The sequence below is a fragment of the Phosphitispora fastidiosa genome, from assembly GCF_019008365.1.
Taxonomy (GTDB): Bacteria; Bacillota; Thermincolia; order Thermincolales; family UBA2595; genus Phosphitispora; species Phosphitispora fastidiosa.
Map to the genome: position 1 here is coordinate 151,463 of NZ_JAHHUL010000003.1, position 14,538 is coordinate 166,000.

The following is a 14,538-nucleotide window of genomic DNA, read 5'->3' on the forward strand; positions in this document are numbered from 1 at the left end:
CCATTTTGAGAGCTTGAGTAACATATATTTGCGTTAGCTTGTTGGTAGAACATCCCTAACTTTGGATAATTCGGATTGCACGAAACTGCGAATGGTATTACCTATGGGGTTTGAATTTTTTTTCTTCCTTTAGAAAATTTTAAAATGCGACTGTCAAATATGGTATATTGAAAATCTCTTGCGGGGAAACAGCTTAAACTGCCGCAAAAAGGGCACAAGTACCCCCTCCCCAAGAACAGGCACTTTTTTTGAACTATGCAATTTGAGAAATTGCAGGTGGAGATTTGCCAAAGTAAGAATATCGACTGAGCTTATCCGAACCGCAGCACCGGCACTTTGAAATATCTTTACCAGTAATCCTTTGAATTAGCTGGATAGTGGATATTATTGCCTCAGGGATAGTCGGTGTATGGGTAAGTTCTTTACAAACTTTAAGTTTGGTGGCTTTATTACGATTTCCCAAGAATCCGTAATGCCGGATTTTCATAAATCTAGGTGGTAAAATGTGAATAAGAAACCTGCGGATAAATTCCTCTGCCGAAATGGTCATGACTTTCCATTTTGAATTATCCCTATAATCACGCCACTTAAAACGAATCTGGCCATTCTCTAAGCTTAAAATACGTCTGTTTGAGATTGCGACTCTATGTGTATACCTACCGAGATATTCAACTATACCGGCAGCATCTTTAAAGGGCGACTTACAGTAGACAACCCATTCTTTTTGATATAGCGGGGTGAGGAAAGCATTGAAATCTAAAGGATCAGATAAATACCTTTGCTGTCCATGGAATTCAAGATTGGCCTTTTTAAAATAGTATAAGAACTTACCTCTAAATTTACGGGATAGGACTTTGACTGGCATAAAAAATTTTTTCCGGGAATGAACCCATTTACCTAGATTATTTAAACCGCCACCTGGAATTATGCAATGAATATGTGGATGGTGCATCAGGTTTTGTCCCCAGGTATGCAAGATAGAAGTGAAGCCTAAGGTGGCTCCAAGATACTTCTTGTCCAAAGCTAATTCGGTAAGTGTTTCAGCGGCAGCCTTAAACAGAATATCGTAAACTATTTTTTGGTTTTGAAAAGCAATAGAGTTCAGCGCATCAGGAATAGTAAAGACTACATGAAAATATTTTACGTTTAGAAGATTACTTTTCTGCTGGTGAATCCAGCGCTCTTTAGTAAGTGTTTGGCATTTGGGGCAATGACGGTTCCGGCAAGAGTTGTAAGAAATGTCTGTGGTACCACACTCCTCACAAACTTCCACATGACCTCCCAAAGCGGAGGTTCTGCAATCCTGTATGGATGACATTGCCTTTGATATATGTAATGGGAGCTTATGGTTTTTGCGATAGGATGTGCCGTACTTTACAAAGATATCTTGAACTTCAGGCATCTTAGCAGGCTCCCGGCGCAGGAGTGTCTAGGGGGCTGGCCACATTTAATTCACTGATTTTTACCAGGTGCAGGTAGAAACAAGTGGTGCTGATATCGGAATGCCCAAGGAGCTGCTTGATGTGAAATATGCTGACACCGTTTTCAAGTAGATGGGTAGCAAAAGAATGGCGCAAAGTATGGCTTGTAACATTTTTAGTAATGCCAGCTAGGTCTTTGTATTTATGAAAAACATTTTGAATTGCTCTTCGGGTAATATGTGTGCCTGTTCGGTTGCGGCTGTAAAATAGCCATTCGGTAGGTCGATATTGTTTCCAGTATTCCCGAAGCACATCAAGGCAAGCCTGTGAAAGTATGGCAAATCGATCTTTACCACCTTTGCCATCCCGGATAAGTAGTTGCATTTTTTGGCTGTCAATATCTGAAACTTTTAAATTTGCAACTTCGCTTATACGCAATCCAGCACTATACATTGTCATAAGCATGCATTTATCTCTTAAATTGTCACAAGCATCAAAAAGGGCACTGACTTCTTTGCGAGTTAAAATATCAGGGAACTTACGCTGCTTGCGGTGGCATGGTAATTTATTAAGGTTGATTGGCACATCCAAGGTAGCAGTATAGAGGAATCTAAGTCCACTGTTATATGTATTTACGGTAGCGGGAGAGAGCCCCTTTTCAGCTAAAAGAAAGTATAAAAAATTCTGGATGTCCTCCAAAGTAAGTTCCGTTGCAGGCTTATCATAATGATCTTGGAACTGCTTAACCTTCGAGAAGTATTCATTCTGGGTGTTTCTACTAAGCCCTCTAAGCCTTGTTTGAAACAGCAGTTTTTGAAGTATTTCTTCTTTTGTCATTTGTAAATACCAACTCCTATAAAATATTTGTGCCGCTGAAGAAGCACTATGAATATTTTATAGGGTTGATTTTAATGAGGAAACTGTTATTGAAAAATACCATGGTCGAACAAAAGGCAAATTACTAAACCACTGCGAAGCAGTTTAGTGCAATCCACAAAATCAAGCAAAAAAGCTTAATGCATAAATATAATATATAAAAAGAAGTATCAAGTAATTATTTGAGTGAGGTGGATTCCATGAAAATCACCTTTCTGCCCAAAACCCATTTAGGTAAATGGTCTGTCGCCATGATGATTGCCAGCTGGGTTTTGTTTGTAGTCGGCTCCGTGCTTCCATCGAAAACCGGTTACTCTGGTTTGGAGATTATTATTCAGAATCCCCTGCAATCGATTATAACCATTTTGTTATTGATTCTAGGCATCGTTGCTTTTATTATGGCGGTGATCTCGGTTATCAGGAAACAGGAACGCTCGATTCTGGTTTTTTTGGCTATTTTCTTAGGATTGCAGAGTATTCTTGGTTTTTTTGGCATGGTTGTGAACTTGTTTTTCGGTTAAATCTGATTCAGGGTAAATGAGCAATCAAAATGATTATGAAGAAGGATATGACGATGTTCTGAGAAAATTTCATTGTGTTAAAGCGGAGGGGCATTTCTATATCATTAATTTGGGCAAAATAAGGCGTAAAAAAGTCTAAAACTAAGTACAAGGAGATGTTAAAATGAGTGTTAAAGAAAAGGTATTGGAAGTAATGAAGTCAGCAGGTAAACCTGTAAGTGCCGGAGAGGTAGAAAAATTATCAGGTCTGGAACGCAAAGATATTGATAATGCATTTAAAGAATTGAAGAAAGAAAATGCTATTGTTTCTCCGGTTCGTTGTAAATGGGAACCGGCAAAATGAAAAGTAAAATTGCGGATTCCATAAAGTTAAAAAGTCAGCCGGTTGCTGTGTTCCGGTCAAATGTCAAACCAGAGAATGAAGTAGTGCAGTTTCAGGAAGGAAAATGGGGTTGTGTTATTTCGTTGTTAAATGCTGCAGCCAAAGGCAGTGTGGCGGTATTTGAAGATAAGACCACAACGTGTCAGGGAGGTAAAGTTGGACTAGGGTTCAACCGCTTTCAATTGGGTTTTATTGAACACTTCTTGTCTACAGGTGTTCCCGGTGGCAGAGAAGGTGAATTTTACAAAAAGAATCCGGAGTTAGCAGCGAAGTTTGCCTCTGAGTTACCGGAAATTGTCCCTCAAAAGTATATTATTTTCAAACCTTTATCGGAAATGACTGAGGATGAAACACCGGAGATTATTATCTTTTTGGCCAATGCAGACCAACTTTCCGCCCTGATGTGGTTCGCCAATTATGATAAACCAACTCAAGACAACGTTAAGGTAGACTTTGGTTCAGGCTGTCAGCAGTCCGTTTTATATGCTTTGGCACAGGCTGAGGAGAAGAATCCAAAGTGCATAATTGGACTAACTGACCCCTCGGCAAGAAAATTTATCGACAAAGATATCCTTTCATTCAGTATTCCTTATAAACGCTATTTAGAGTTGGAAGGGCAAGTGGAAGAGAGCTTTTTAACCAAAGAAACATGGTTACAGATTGCTGCAAGAATATGACCATGACGCATAAGATGCAGATTAGTAGACTTGGCAGGTGGGTTCCCTTGGGCGTTTTTCCAAGGGAGCTTTTTATTTTACAAAGTACCCTGCAGGTTCATGAAGTTAAATCCAGGAAACGAGATAATGGTATGACGACAGTAAAAATATAGCGACCATAAAAGTACCTTGACAGTCGTGGTAATATGATGTATATTGTAGCTATGGAGGTGATAAGGTGGTCAATAATAAAATCTCCTCGGATCTGCTCAGAGGACATGCGGATACGATTATCCTAAAGTTGTTGATAAGTGGAGATAAATATGGGTATCAAATAACTAAATTGATACATGCAAACTCCAGAGGAGAGTATGAGCTTAAGGAGTCTACCATGTTTTCGAGCCTGAAGAGACTGGAGCATGACGGTTGCGTAACTTCATACTGGGGTGACGAGAGCCTGGGAGGAAGACGCAAGTACTATAGAATAACGGAAAGAGGAAAAAGTATTTATTCCGAAAACAAGAAAAACTGGGAAGACGCTAAGCGTATCCTGGACCTGCTGCTATAAAGAAAGGTGGTAATAACAATGAATGAGAAATTAATGAGATATTTAGACGGGATGTTTTTACCGTATAAGGACCTGCATTCGGTTGAGGAATTAAAAGAAGAACTCCATGTTGATTTACAGGAGAAATTCAGCGATTATAAAGAAGCGGGTCATGATGATGAAACTGCCTATCGCATGACTATTGAGTCTATTGGCGATATTGAGGAGATGGTTGACAGCATTACTCATAGGATAAAAGACCTGCGGCAATCGGCGAAAAGGGATATATCCATGAGTAACCTTCAGGAATCAGATTTTAAAGGGATAATCCAACATAATGCCAAATTTGATTACAGCTCTTTGCTGGGCTCAGACTTTAGCGGTGCGGACCTCACCAATTGTTCCTTCAAATGCAGTGGTATGGTAAATGTCAGATTCGATGGCGCTAATCTTACGGGAGCCAAATTTGTCATGACCGCCCTTAGAGGTGCGAGTTTCAAGGACTGCATATTGGATAATACGGACTTCAATACTTCTGATTTATCCGGTGTATGTTTTGACAATCTTACGTTTAACGGTACGATTTTTAATAAAGCCGGGTTAAAGGGTACTTCTTTTAAAAGTGCCGTTTTCAGAAACGTGTCGTTTAAAAATACCGACGCCAGGAAGGCCGTTTTTGACGGTGCTGCCATGGATAAGTTAACTTATGCTGTATTAAAAGGCAGCAAAGCAAATTTGACCAATGTCACTGTGATTTAAGGAATTAGGTTTGAGGAAAAAGGAAATCTTGCGTATGATATTGCTTTTAAAGAAGTTGCCAGGCTGGCATTATGCTCGGAATATCATTTTCAAAGGATGTTCTCTCTCGAGTGTTAAGCCATTAGGCCTGCTTAGTATTTTAATATAAAGCTTGACATTTTCTTTTGGCAGGTTTATTATGGAACTACCGACCGACGGTCGGTAGGGAGGAGCATGGTATGAAAACAGTCAAGGAAGGTGAACTGCGAAGACGTGAGATTCTGGTTGTAGCGCGGGAATTGTTCGTCAGGAAAGGTTATGACAAGACCTCTGTTAACGATATCCTGAAGATTGTGGATATAGCCAAAGGCACCTTCTACTATTATTTTGCTTCCAAGGAAGAAGTACTGGAGGCAATCATTCTTGATATCGTTGAAGAAGGAGCAAGGAGGGCAGAAAGGATTCTAAAGGATAAATCAATTCCTGTGGTAAATCGTATTATGATGGCCATAATGGCACAGGCTCCGGAATTCGAAGGATCAGATGAAATAAAGGAACAAATCCATAAGGTTGAGAATGCAAAGCTGGAACAGTTATATTTAAGGGCAATGCTGAAGCGGATGACCCCTGCTTTGCAGGAAGCTGTTTTGGAAGGCATTGACGGGGGTGTTTTCCATACGGAGTATCCGGTGGAATGCATAGAATCCATGTTACTGTTGGGACATATGATGTTTGATTGCGATGTTTTCCAATGGAAAATGGAGGATTATCCAAGGAAAATACAGGCATTCTTGAGTAATGCAGAGAGAATGCTGGATACCGAAGAAGGGGAACTTAAAGTCTTTTTAGAGATGTTTGGACAGATGTCCTAAATGAAAGGACAGTTGCAATTTTTTTTGCCTGCTTACCGACCGATGGTCGGTAAAAGAATAAAGTGACGAACAATTTACAGCTAAATGTATGAATATTATATAGGGCTTATCAAGGTTTACGGAGGGTAACAATGAATCAATATGACGAAATACAAAACAGGGAAACACAAAACAGGGTAACAAAAAGCAGGAATAAGGCAATGAAGAAGTTTACGATACTGGTGGCCGGCCAGATGATATCTAGTATCGGCAGTGGATTAACGGACTTTGGTCTGGCAATCTATGTATTGGCGCTAACAGGATCTGTTACGGCCACTGCCATTGTCAGCATTTGTGCATTCCTGCCATCCATTCTTCTGGCTCCTGTGGGAGGCGTCTTGGCGGATCATTATGACAGAAGAGTGATGATGATTCTCGGGGAATTGTTTTCCGGCCTTGGGCTGGTTATCTGCCTTGTCTCCATTATGAGCGCAAATCCTTCACTTGCGGTAATCTGCGTTGGTGTTGGTGTCAGTTCGTTATTTAAGGCTTTGATGGAACCGGCATTTAAGGCGACCATTACGGATTTATTATCAGAAGAAGATTATGCCAGGGCGGGCGGAATGGTTCAAATCGCAAATAATGCCAAACTTTTAATTTCCCCGGCTATTGCGGGATTATTGTTACAGATTACGACTGTCAGTACCCTGATAATTATCGATATTCTTACTTTCTTTACAACGGTAATTACTATTGCGGCTGTGAAGAAAGGCATGGTTAAGAAACACAGGGAAGCTGTCGGTTTGAGCTTTCTTAGGGAAATGAAGGAAGGTATTGCTGCAATACGTGGGAAAAGCGGCATTGTGGCCATGATTGTGATTATGACAATCACAGTATTCTGCCTTGGTTTTGTGCAGATTTTAAGTAAGCCGCTCATACTTGCCTTCGCCGGTGAAACAGAGCTCGGTATTCTTACGACAGTAAGTGCATTTGGCATGATGGCCGGAAGTATGGTAATCAGCTGCAGGCAGAAGGCCAAATCTTATGTGAGGATGCTTTCTCTCGGATTATTCGGCTGTGGAATCTTTTTTGCCCTGATGGGAGTTAAGGAAAATTTGTTTTTGATTGCGGCATTCGGATTCATGATGTTTGCATTTATGCCGGCTGTTCAGATTGGAGCAGAAGTCCTGATACGTAAGAATCTTGCCAATGAGGTACAGGGACGCGCTTTTGGACTGATAAGTTTTATTACTCAGATGGGTTACATTTTTGCATATGTATTGTCCGGAACCCTTGCTGATTATGTTTTTGAGCCGTTTATGCGCGGTAACAGCCTGTTGGCGATAAATATCGGGAAAGTAATCGGTGCCGGTGCGGGAAGAGGAATTGCGCTGCTGATATTGATGGCAGGCATGGTCCTGGCAATTGTCGGAATCATTGTTTCCGGACTTAAAAGTGTAAAAACGTTGGATAGGAGAATAAGCACAAATGAAACTATTGCTGAATCTTGTCCGGAAGGACTTTAAGAAAAACAGGGTTATCACAACTGCCTTGGCGGTATTCCTGATTCTTTCGGCCCTCTTGATGGCAGGCGGCTTAAGGGTAGCCGGTACAATAATATCTTCAATCAATGGGTTAAATGAACTGGCTGTGCCGCCCCAATACCTGCAGATGCATAAGGGAACGTATGATTATAAGGGAACGTATGATGAGGAAGTGTTTCAGAGCTTTGTGGAAACCCATGATTATATTAAGGATTCGCTGATAGTCAGGATGCTTGATATCAGCAATGCAAATATCATTTATCAGGGTGAAACACTGGAAAAGTGTCTGATGGATAACGGATTCGTCATTCAGAATGAAGGATTTGATTTCCTCCTTGATATGGATAATGAAATTGCTGTTGTTCAGGAGGGGGAAATCGGGGTTCCTGTTTATTATGCGGAGGAGCTTGGTATTCAGGCCGGAGATGTCATTACATTGCATGAAGGTAATTACCGTAAGGAGCTGGCTGTATCCACAATCATTCGGGATGCAGCGATGAACGCAGCACTCACATCTTCAAAGCGTTTCTTAATCAGTAAGACAGATCTTGATGAAATAAGTCTGCACATGGGAGAATGGGAATACTGTTTTGAATTCCTGTTAGAGGAGGGTACATCCACGGCGGTTTTGGAGAAGGATTATATGGATGCGGGCATGCCTTCAAATGGTGTGGCGGTAACAGGCAGCCTTCTGACTATGCTGAATAATCTTTCTTTTGGCCTGGCAGCATTCATAATCATCGCCATCAGTATTTTTTTAATAGTGATAGCAGTCCTGTGTTTATCTTATATTATTCGGGCAACCCTGGCGGAAGAGAATTATGCCATCGGGGAGATGAAAGCAATTGGATTTCCGGGAAAAGCAATTGAGAAGTTATATCAGATGAAATATATAATACTTGTGCTGGCAGCGGGAGTGATAGGTTATCTGGGAGCCATCCCGTTCGGAGATATTTTTTCATCCCCGGTTATTTTGTACTGCGGATATGGTACCGGCGAGTGGATGAAATGGGTATTTCCTTTCATCGGGCTAATCCTGCTCAGCCTGATTGTAATGCTCGGATGCCGCAGAATCATTCGCAGCAATCTGAAAAGTACTGTTGTGGAACTGATGCGCGGGGATGAGAAGACAAAGAAGGAAGGTCACTATTCTTTACCTTCCGCAGGATTGAAGCATCACAATCTTACGATAGCACTTGGTGAATTGAAATGTAAATGGAAGGAATATGTTGTTATCTTTTTAGTATTTGTATTTTCGTCATTTCTGATTCTGCTTCCGATGAATATGAAGAATACCATTGAAAATCCATCTTTCATGACTTATATGGGTGTAGGGGAAAGCGATATTCGCATTGATATTCCGTACAGCGGGAAACTGGCGGAACAAAAAGATGCCGTCCAATCCTATCTGGAGAATGATTCAGAAATTGAGAAATATGCAATTTACCGGAATGGTTACGTACAGTTTCAGAATGCGGATGGGGAACGGGAATACATCCGGGTGGAGAATGGTGATGAATCTGTTTTCCCATTGGAGTATCTTGAGGGCAGCGCACCGGATGACAGCAAAGAAATGGCGCTCTCCTATCTCAGCGCTTTGGAGTCAGGAAAAGAAGTCGGCGATTCCATGACGGTAATCTACCAGGGGGAAGAACTTTTGTTTACCGTCTGCGGTATTTATCAGGATATTACTTACGGTGGCAAGACAGCCAAAGCAGCCATTGATTTTGATGGAGATGATGTGGAAGTCTATATTATTTATTTGGATGTCTCCGATGGTGTTACTGTTCAGGAAAAGACGGATGAACTGAGAAGTATGCTGACTGACAGTAAAATAACTCCGGTCAGTGAGTTTGTTTCCCAGACGCTTGGCGGTATTACGGATACCATGAGCCTGGTGGAAGGTGCAGCCATCATGATTTCATTGCTGTTAAACATATTGATTACCGTGATGATTTTGCAGCTTATCACAGCGAGGGAACATAGTGCAATTGCAATTAAGAAAGCGATTGGCTTTTCAAACCGGGACATCAGGATACAGTTCGGAATACGGATTCTTATGATACAACTCGTGGCAATCGTTGCCGGAACGGTCATCGCGAACTTTTTGGGAGAAGCTGTTTTCGGATTGATGCTTTCTTTTATGGGTGCATCAAAAATAACGATGTTAATTGAACCGGTTACGGCCTATCTGCTTTACCCGGCAGTGCAGTTACTTATAGTCTTCATCACAGTGCTTGCGGGAACCAAAGTGGTCAGAAACTATCATATCAGAGATCAAATAATGGAATAAGGAGTCGGGCGATGATTAAAGTTGAACAGATCAGTAAGTCATTTAAAGATACTAAAGTTTTGCATGACATATCTTTTGAAATCAAAAAGGGAGATTTCGTTGCGGTTATGGGACCTTCCGGTTCCGGCAAGTCAACGCTTCTTTACGGCATCAGCGGAATGGATAGCCTGAGCTGCGGCAGGGTATTGTTTGCAGGAGTAAACATATCCGAAATGAAGGAGGATGAATTATCCGGATTCCGGCTCACCAAAATGGGATTTGTATTTCAGAACGCACAGATGTTAAAGAATCTTTCTGTCTTTGATAATATTATACTGCCCGGTCTTGTAGCTAAAAAAGAATCTGCGGATGAAATAAGGAAACGTGCCTCGGAATTAATGAAGCGGATGGAAATTGAAGGAATCGAAGAGCGTGATAATCGGGAGGTTTCCGGCGGACAGTTACAACGAGCTTCCATTTGCCGGGCCATGATCAATAATCCTGAAATTCTGTTTTTGGATGAACCGACAGGAGCTCTGAATTCCGGCGCCACGGAGCAGGTATTGGCAATCCTGGAAGACTTGAATCGTGATGGAATGACCATAATGACTGTAACCCATGATCAGCGTGTCGCTGCCAAAGCAAGGAAAGTGCTCTATATCAGGGATGGACAGATTGCTGCCTGTAAGGAATTCCCGGTGGGTTCAGACCGCGAACGGGAACTGGATGAATGGTTAAAAACTATGTAAAAGAGTGACAAAGCTAGAAGGTATTTGGTTAACCCGGATAGAATTATCTTCGCAATACAACTGCTTTGACACCATACAGACTCCTATCTCTTAGAGTGTGAGATATAAAGTTATATTATTTTTACCAGCAGATTGCTTTTATGTCTTATAACAACTATGAAACCTTCAGGGGGAAAGCAGTGAGAAAACATGGGTCCAGAAAATGCTGATTGAAAACTGGCTGACACGTTTCCAGGTCATTTGGGAATTTCCCCTGATCCAGATAGTCCTGATATTGATCATTACCCTGGCGGTAACCGCCTTTTCTGTCAGAGAACCGTTGAAACGGATTAAAGCCAATGAGATAGCAGATGTGGTCAATTCGCTGTAAAGCCTGGAACTGCCGAAAAAAGGATTTACAGTGAGTTTTCAGCATTTCCGCAAGTTTCCAGGGATAGAATGGATGAGAAAGTGAGAAAATTATTTTTGAATAAAAGTATGAAGGGGGATAATCAATGCCAAATCAGGTTCAACAGCACATTCATTGTAGTGTAAGCAACTGTCATTACTGGGCACAGGGAAATATGTGCCATGCAAATGAGATTTTGGTTACCTCTGATAGTTTATCTGATACTTTGCCGGATCGGATCGACGCCCCGGCGGCCGCTCAAATCCAGCAAACCCCGGTAAGCACATGTATGGACAGCTGCTGCAAGACATTTGTACCAAAAGGGTCAGGCAAAACCAATGCAGATGGCGTGATGAATAAATAGCTCTTAAATTTTTTCTCTCTTGGAGGAGCAAATTATGAAGCAGACCATTTTGGGGTCTGCTCAGTCAAACAGAGCTTTCTAAAGAAAAAGACCTGCGAAATTGCAGGTCTTTAATGTTGTTAAATTGAACTCCTTAAAAACGGCGTATTTTATCCTTAAAGGGGGGGTTCTTTATATGTTTAAAACCCATAAATGGTTCTTAACAATAATTATATTAATGTTGTCGGTGTTTGTATATACACCCACATGCTATGGGAATTCAGCGGAGCCGCCATCAATATTGATCATAGTAAGTAATGCGCCTGATGATCTTGAAATAAGCATTAAGTCCGGAAATGAATATATAAAAGCCAATAAAACAGACAAGGTTATTGAAACGTATTATACTTTTTATTCACATGAGATAAGAACAGCAAGTAATTATACTTTAAAAGTAAGTACGGAAAATAGCTCTTTTGATGTATTGTTGGACCAGCCTACAAAACTATATAACAACATATTTACATTTGATTTAAAAAATAAAACACTTGCACCTGGAAAATTGTTTTCAAGATCAGCTTTTTTAGTATCCCTGCGTACAACCTTGACACTTTTAATTGAAGCCATGGTATTTTGGTTATTTGGCTTTAGAGAGAAAAAATCATGGATTGTTTTTCTAATAATTAATTTAATTACCCAGGGGGCTTTGAACGTTTGGCTAAATGGATCGACGCCTTTGGAAAGCTATGTCATTCTGACGCTATTATTTGGGGAAATACTGGTATTCTTTATTGAAACTATGGCATTATTAACCTTAATAACAGAACATAACCGTATAAGAACTTTCTCGTATGTGATTTTAGCAAACTTATTAAGCTTATTTGCCGGAGGATATATAATTACTATCCTGCCAGTATAAGCTGAGATCAAAAATGGACAGTTCTGTTGTGTAAAGCAAGAAGCTATATTTGGTTAGTAAACGAGAGAAAAATATGTAAAAGAGTGACAAAGTTAGAAGGTGATTGGTTAACCCAGATAGAATTGTTTTCGCAATATAATTGCTTCCAGGAAAGGGGCGTTAGTATGAAAACAAGAAAACCTGCTTTCATTTATCTGTGCGCTGTAATGATGATAATACTTCTGGCAAGCCTGGCCGGTTGTCAGTCTTCTGCCAAGGATACATCCCAATTTGCGTCATATCAAGAGGTTCCGGTTACTTTTAAGCCGTCAGTTAAGGCCTACCGGGTAGCTGATGATCTAAGTAACGTTACTAACAGGGACCAATTTCAATTCTCTCCCCAGGCAGAAAGCCTTTTGAGTAAGAACGGCTTTGTGGTGGTCCCTTCATCATCTCGCGAGTTTTTCAGCATCTACGAGGCAAACCGGTATGATTCTGTTCCCAATTTTGTCACCACAGATGCCATGCTGCACAACTACCATTTATATTTTAATCACCTGCTGCGGACGTTGGAAAAAGATAAGCTGCGTGGTGAGCTAAAGAGCTTGACAGGGTTAATGCTGACTGAAAGTCAAAAACAGCACCAGATACTTAAAGGAACGGATTGGGAAAACGCGTCGCAACGCAACGTGGCTTTCTTTGCCGTGGCTGCCCGGCTTCTTGATCCGAAGGCTGATGTTCCTGCTTACGTTCACAGGGAGGTGGATGATGAACTGCAGCTTGTTATGGATCACCGGGAAATCTTTGTTCCTTCGCCGGTGATGAATATCGGAAATCCGGGAGCTGATTTGGCCGAAGCTTTAAAAGAAGACTACACCCAATATATTCCCCGGGGACATTATGCCAAGTCGGATGAGCTGAAAACTTATTTCCGGGCCATGATGTGGTATGGGCGCATGACGTTCCGTGCTGCCGGTGAGGATGAAACGAAGTCGGCGGCATTGATCACACTGATGCTCAGCCGGCAACAGGCATATGACCACTGGAACCCCATTTACGAGCCGACCAATTTTTTCGTCGGCAAGAGTGACGATTTGGGCTTTAGCCAGTACTGCGAGCTATTAAAGGAAGTCTATGGGAAGCTTCCTGCCCTGGAGCAACTGACCGGTGAAGCTGACAAGTGGAGTGTTTTTCGCGATGGTATTAAAAAAATGGAGCCCCCGCAAATAAACTCCATTCCTATCTTTGACGAGACCATCCAGCCCGACCGCGCCAAAGAAATTAAAGGCTTCCGTTTTATGGGTCAGCGGTTTACCCTTGATGCATCGGTCTTCCAGCGCCTGGTGTACCGGGAAGTAAAAGAAAACAACATGGGGCAGCGCCGGATGCTGCCGAAAGGGCTTGATATCCCTGCCGCTATGGGTTCAGAAGAAGCCTATGCTATCCTTGCTGAGATGGGTGAGACCGGGTATGAGAAGTACCCGGAGAATATGCGTAAGCTGCAGACCTCCATCGCTTCCATGGATACCAAGAACTGGACACAAGACCTTTACTGGTCCTGGCTTTACACGTTGGAACCACTGACAGAACCAAAAGGGGAGGGGTATCCTTCGTTCATGTGCAGCCAGGCCTGGACTCGTAAGCAGTTGGAGACCTATCTGGGAAGCTGGACCGAGCTTAAGCATGATACCATACTCTACGCCAAGCAGGTTTACGCCGAAGCGGGCGGGGGGATGGAACTTCTTGACGACCGGGGTTACGTTGAACCCAATCCTGTCGTTTATGCGCGCCTCGCCGCACTGACGAGGATGACCATTGAAGGGCTGAATAGCAGAGGGTTGTTGAACGAACGCGACCGTACTTCTCTCGAACGGATGGAAGAACTGGCCCTCAAGTTTAAGGAAATCGCTGAAAAGGAACTGACCAGCCAACCCCTGAGCGATCAGGATTACGAGCTGATCCGTGGTTTTGGCGGGCAGCTGGAGCATTTTTGGCTGGAAGCAATGCGTGATGAGGGTGTTGATCACCCTTCGGCCATCTACGAGAATCCGGCTGCACTGGTCGCAGATGTTGCCACAAACCCCTCAGGTGGTCAGGTGCTTGAGGAAGGCACCGGGTTCGTGAGCCATATTTATGCGGTTGTTCCTGTGGAAGGCAAGCTGCGCATCAGCAAGGGTGCAACCTACTCCTATTATGAGTTTCCCTGGCCGGCGGAATACCGGCTCACTGACCAGAAGTGGCAGGAGATGCTGGAGAACAGCAAAACACCTGCTCCCCCCTCTTGGACACAAATCTTTAGGGCACCGGCATGGTAAAGCCGCCGGTGAGATTCTCCCGGGTGGTTCCCTTAGC

The 14,538-nt window shown here is 42.3% G+C and carries 15 protein-coding genes; 13 read left to right on the forward strand and 2 right to left on the reverse strand.

Going from position 1 to position 14,538, the window contains the following annotated elements; all coding sequences use genetic code 11:
* Positions 1 to 253: 253 nt before the first annotated feature.
* Both Ga0451573_RS04710 and xerA read right to left on the reverse strand, forming a co-directional pair.
* Positions 254 to 1,402 carry an IS91 family transposase gene (locus tag Ga0451573_RS04710; protein ID WP_231682735.1) on the reverse strand — a complete coding sequence of 383 codons (1,149 nt, stop codon included), beginning with the start codon at positions 1,400 to 1,402 and terminating at the stop codon, positions 254 to 256.
* A gap of 1 nt (position 1,403) precedes the next feature.
* Complete coding sequence (gene xerA, locus Ga0451573_RS04715; RefSeq protein ID WP_231682736.1) at positions 1,404 to 2,258, reverse strand: site-specific tyrosine recombinase/integron integrase; 855 nt, start codon at positions 2,256 to 2,258, stop codon at positions 1,404 to 1,406.
* Positions 2,259 to 2,497: 239 nt separating this feature from the next.
* On the opposite strand from xerA, the gene Ga0451573_RS04720 reads away from it, so the two are divergent.
* The 13 genes from Ga0451573_RS04720 to Ga0451573_RS04780 all read left to right on the forward strand — a co-directional run bounded on the left by Ga0451573_RS04720 (position 2,498) and on the right by Ga0451573_RS04780 (position 14,501).
* Positions 2,498 to 2,818 carry a hypothetical protein gene (locus tag Ga0451573_RS04720; protein WP_231682737.1) on the forward strand — a complete coding sequence of 107 codons (321 nt, stop codon included), beginning with the start codon at positions 2,498 to 2,500 and terminating at the stop codon, positions 2,816 to 2,818.
* Between the two features lie 163 nt (positions 2,819 to 2,981).
* A complete protein-coding gene (locus Ga0451573_RS04725; RefSeq protein ID WP_231682738.1) occupies positions 2,982 to 3,161 on the forward strand; it encodes a transcriptional regulator in 180 nt (59 codons plus the stop codon).
* The gene (locus Ga0451573_RS04730) at positions 3,158 to 3,877 is read left to right on the forward strand and encodes a DUF169 domain-containing protein (RefSeq protein WP_231682739.1); all 720 of its coding nucleotides are present in this window, start codon (positions 3,158 to 3,160) and stop codon (positions 3,875 to 3,877) included. Before Ga0451573_RS04725 ends, Ga0451573_RS04730 begins: the two co-directional genes overlap by 4 nt.
* 217 nt (positions 3,878 to 4,094) lie before the next feature.
* Positions 4,095 to 4,424: a PadR family transcriptional regulator gene (locus Ga0451573_RS04735; protein ID WP_231682740.1), complete on the forward strand. Its 330-nt coding sequence runs from the start codon at positions 4,095 to 4,097 to the stop codon at positions 4,422 to 4,424.
* An 18-nt stretch (positions 4,425 to 4,442) separates the two neighbouring features.
* Entirely contained in the window at positions 4,443 to 5,162 is a 720-nt protein-coding gene (locus Ga0451573_RS04740; RefSeq protein ID WP_231682741.1) for a pentapeptide repeat-containing protein, read from the forward strand.
* Between the two features lie 218 nt (positions 5,163 to 5,380).
* A complete protein-coding gene (locus Ga0451573_RS04745; protein WP_231682742.1) occupies positions 5,381 to 6,013 on the forward strand; it encodes a TetR/AcrR family transcriptional regulator in 633 nt (210 codons plus the stop codon).
* A gap of 131 nt (positions 6,014 to 6,144) precedes the next feature.
* On the forward strand, positions 6,145 to 7,518 hold the full coding sequence (locus tag Ga0451573_RS04750) for an MFS transporter (RefSeq protein ID WP_231682743.1): 1,374 nt from the start codon (positions 6,145 to 6,147) through the stop codon (positions 7,516 to 7,518).
* Positions 7,481 to 9,829: an ABC transporter permease gene (locus tag Ga0451573_RS04755; protein ID WP_231682744.1), complete on the forward strand. Its 2,349-nt coding sequence runs from the start codon at positions 7,481 to 7,483 to the stop codon at positions 9,827 to 9,829. Before Ga0451573_RS04750 ends, Ga0451573_RS04755 begins: the two co-directional genes overlap by 38 nt.
* 11 nt (positions 9,830 to 9,840) lie before the next feature.
* Entirely contained in the window at positions 9,841 to 10,557 is a 717-nt protein-coding gene (locus tag Ga0451573_RS04760; protein ID WP_231682745.1) for an ABC transporter ATP-binding protein, read from the forward strand.
* 202 nt (positions 10,558 to 10,759) lie between these two features.
* Entirely contained in the window at positions 10,760 to 10,927 is a 168-nt protein-coding gene (locus Ga0451573_RS04765) for a hypothetical protein (protein WP_231682746.1), read from the forward strand.
* Between the two features lie 124 nt (positions 10,928 to 11,051).
* Positions 11,052 to 11,309 (forward strand): DUF1540 domain-containing protein, encoded by a 258-nt coding sequence (locus tag Ga0451573_RS04770; RefSeq protein ID WP_231682747.1) that lies wholly within the window; start codon positions 11,052 to 11,054, stop codon positions 11,307 to 11,309.
* A 175-nt stretch (positions 11,310 to 11,484) separates the two neighbouring features.
* Positions 11,485 to 12,207 (forward strand): hypothetical protein, encoded by a 723-nt coding sequence (locus tag Ga0451573_RS04775; RefSeq protein ID WP_231682748.1) that lies wholly within the window; start codon positions 11,485 to 11,487, stop codon positions 12,205 to 12,207.
* A 164-nt stretch (positions 12,208 to 12,371) separates the two neighbouring features.
* The gene (locus tag Ga0451573_RS04780) at positions 12,372 to 14,501 is read left to right on the forward strand and encodes a DUF3160 domain-containing protein (protein WP_231682749.1); all 2,130 of its coding nucleotides are present in this window, start codon (positions 12,372 to 12,374) and stop codon (positions 14,499 to 14,501) included.
* Positions 14,502 to 14,538 lie beyond the last annotated feature (37 nt).

Excerpts from the sequence above, each read along its gene's own strand:
- Ga0451573_RS04710 (WP_231682735.1), bottom strand. The coding sequence starts at position 1,402 with ATGCCTGAAGTTCAAGATATCTTTGTAAAGTACGGCACATCCTATCGC.
- xerA (WP_231682736.1), bottom strand. The coding sequence starts at position 2,258 with ATGACAAAAGAAGAAATACTTCAAAAACTGCTGTTTCAAACAAGGCTT.
- Ga0451573_RS04720 (WP_231682737.1), top strand. The coding sequence starts at position 2,498 with ATGAAAATCACCTTTCTGCCCAAAACCCATTTAGGTAAATGGTCTGTC.
- Ga0451573_RS04725 (WP_231682738.1), top strand. The coding sequence starts at position 2,982 with ATGAGTGTTAAAGAAAAGGTATTGGAAGTAATGAAGTCAGCAGGTAAA.
- Ga0451573_RS04730 (WP_231682739.1), top strand. The coding sequence starts at position 3,158 with ATGAAAAGTAAAATTGCGGATTCCATAAAGTTAAAAAGTCAGCCGGTT.
- Ga0451573_RS04740 (WP_231682741.1), top strand. The coding sequence starts at position 4,443 with ATGAATGAGAAATTAATGAGATATTTAGACGGGATGTTTTTACCGTAT.
- Ga0451573_RS04745 (WP_231682742.1), top strand. The coding sequence starts at position 5,381 with ATGAAAACAGTCAAGGAAGGTGAACTGCGAAGACGTGAGATTCTGGTT.
- Ga0451573_RS04750 (WP_231682743.1), top strand. The coding sequence starts at position 6,145 with ATGAATCAATATGACGAAATACAAAACAGGGAAACACAAAACAGGGTA.
- Ga0451573_RS04755 (WP_231682744.1), top strand. The coding sequence starts at position 7,481 with ATGAAACTATTGCTGAATCTTGTCCGGAAGGACTTTAAGAAAAACAGG.
- Ga0451573_RS04760 (WP_231682745.1), top strand. The coding sequence starts at position 9,841 with ATGATTAAAGTTGAACAGATCAGTAAGTCATTTAAAGATACTAAAGTT.
- Ga0451573_RS04765 (WP_231682746.1), top strand. The coding sequence starts at position 10,760 with ATGCTGATTGAAAACTGGCTGACACGTTTCCAGGTCATTTGGGAATTT.
- Ga0451573_RS04770 (WP_231682747.1), top strand. The coding sequence starts at position 11,052 with ATGCCAAATCAGGTTCAACAGCACATTCATTGTAGTGTAAGCAACTGT.
- Ga0451573_RS04775 (WP_231682748.1), top strand. The coding sequence starts at position 11,485 with ATGTTTAAAACCCATAAATGGTTCTTAACAATAATTATATTAATGTTG.
- Ga0451573_RS04780 (WP_231682749.1), top strand. The coding sequence starts at position 12,372 with ATGAAAACAAGAAAACCTGCTTTCATTTATCTGTGCGCTGTAATGATG.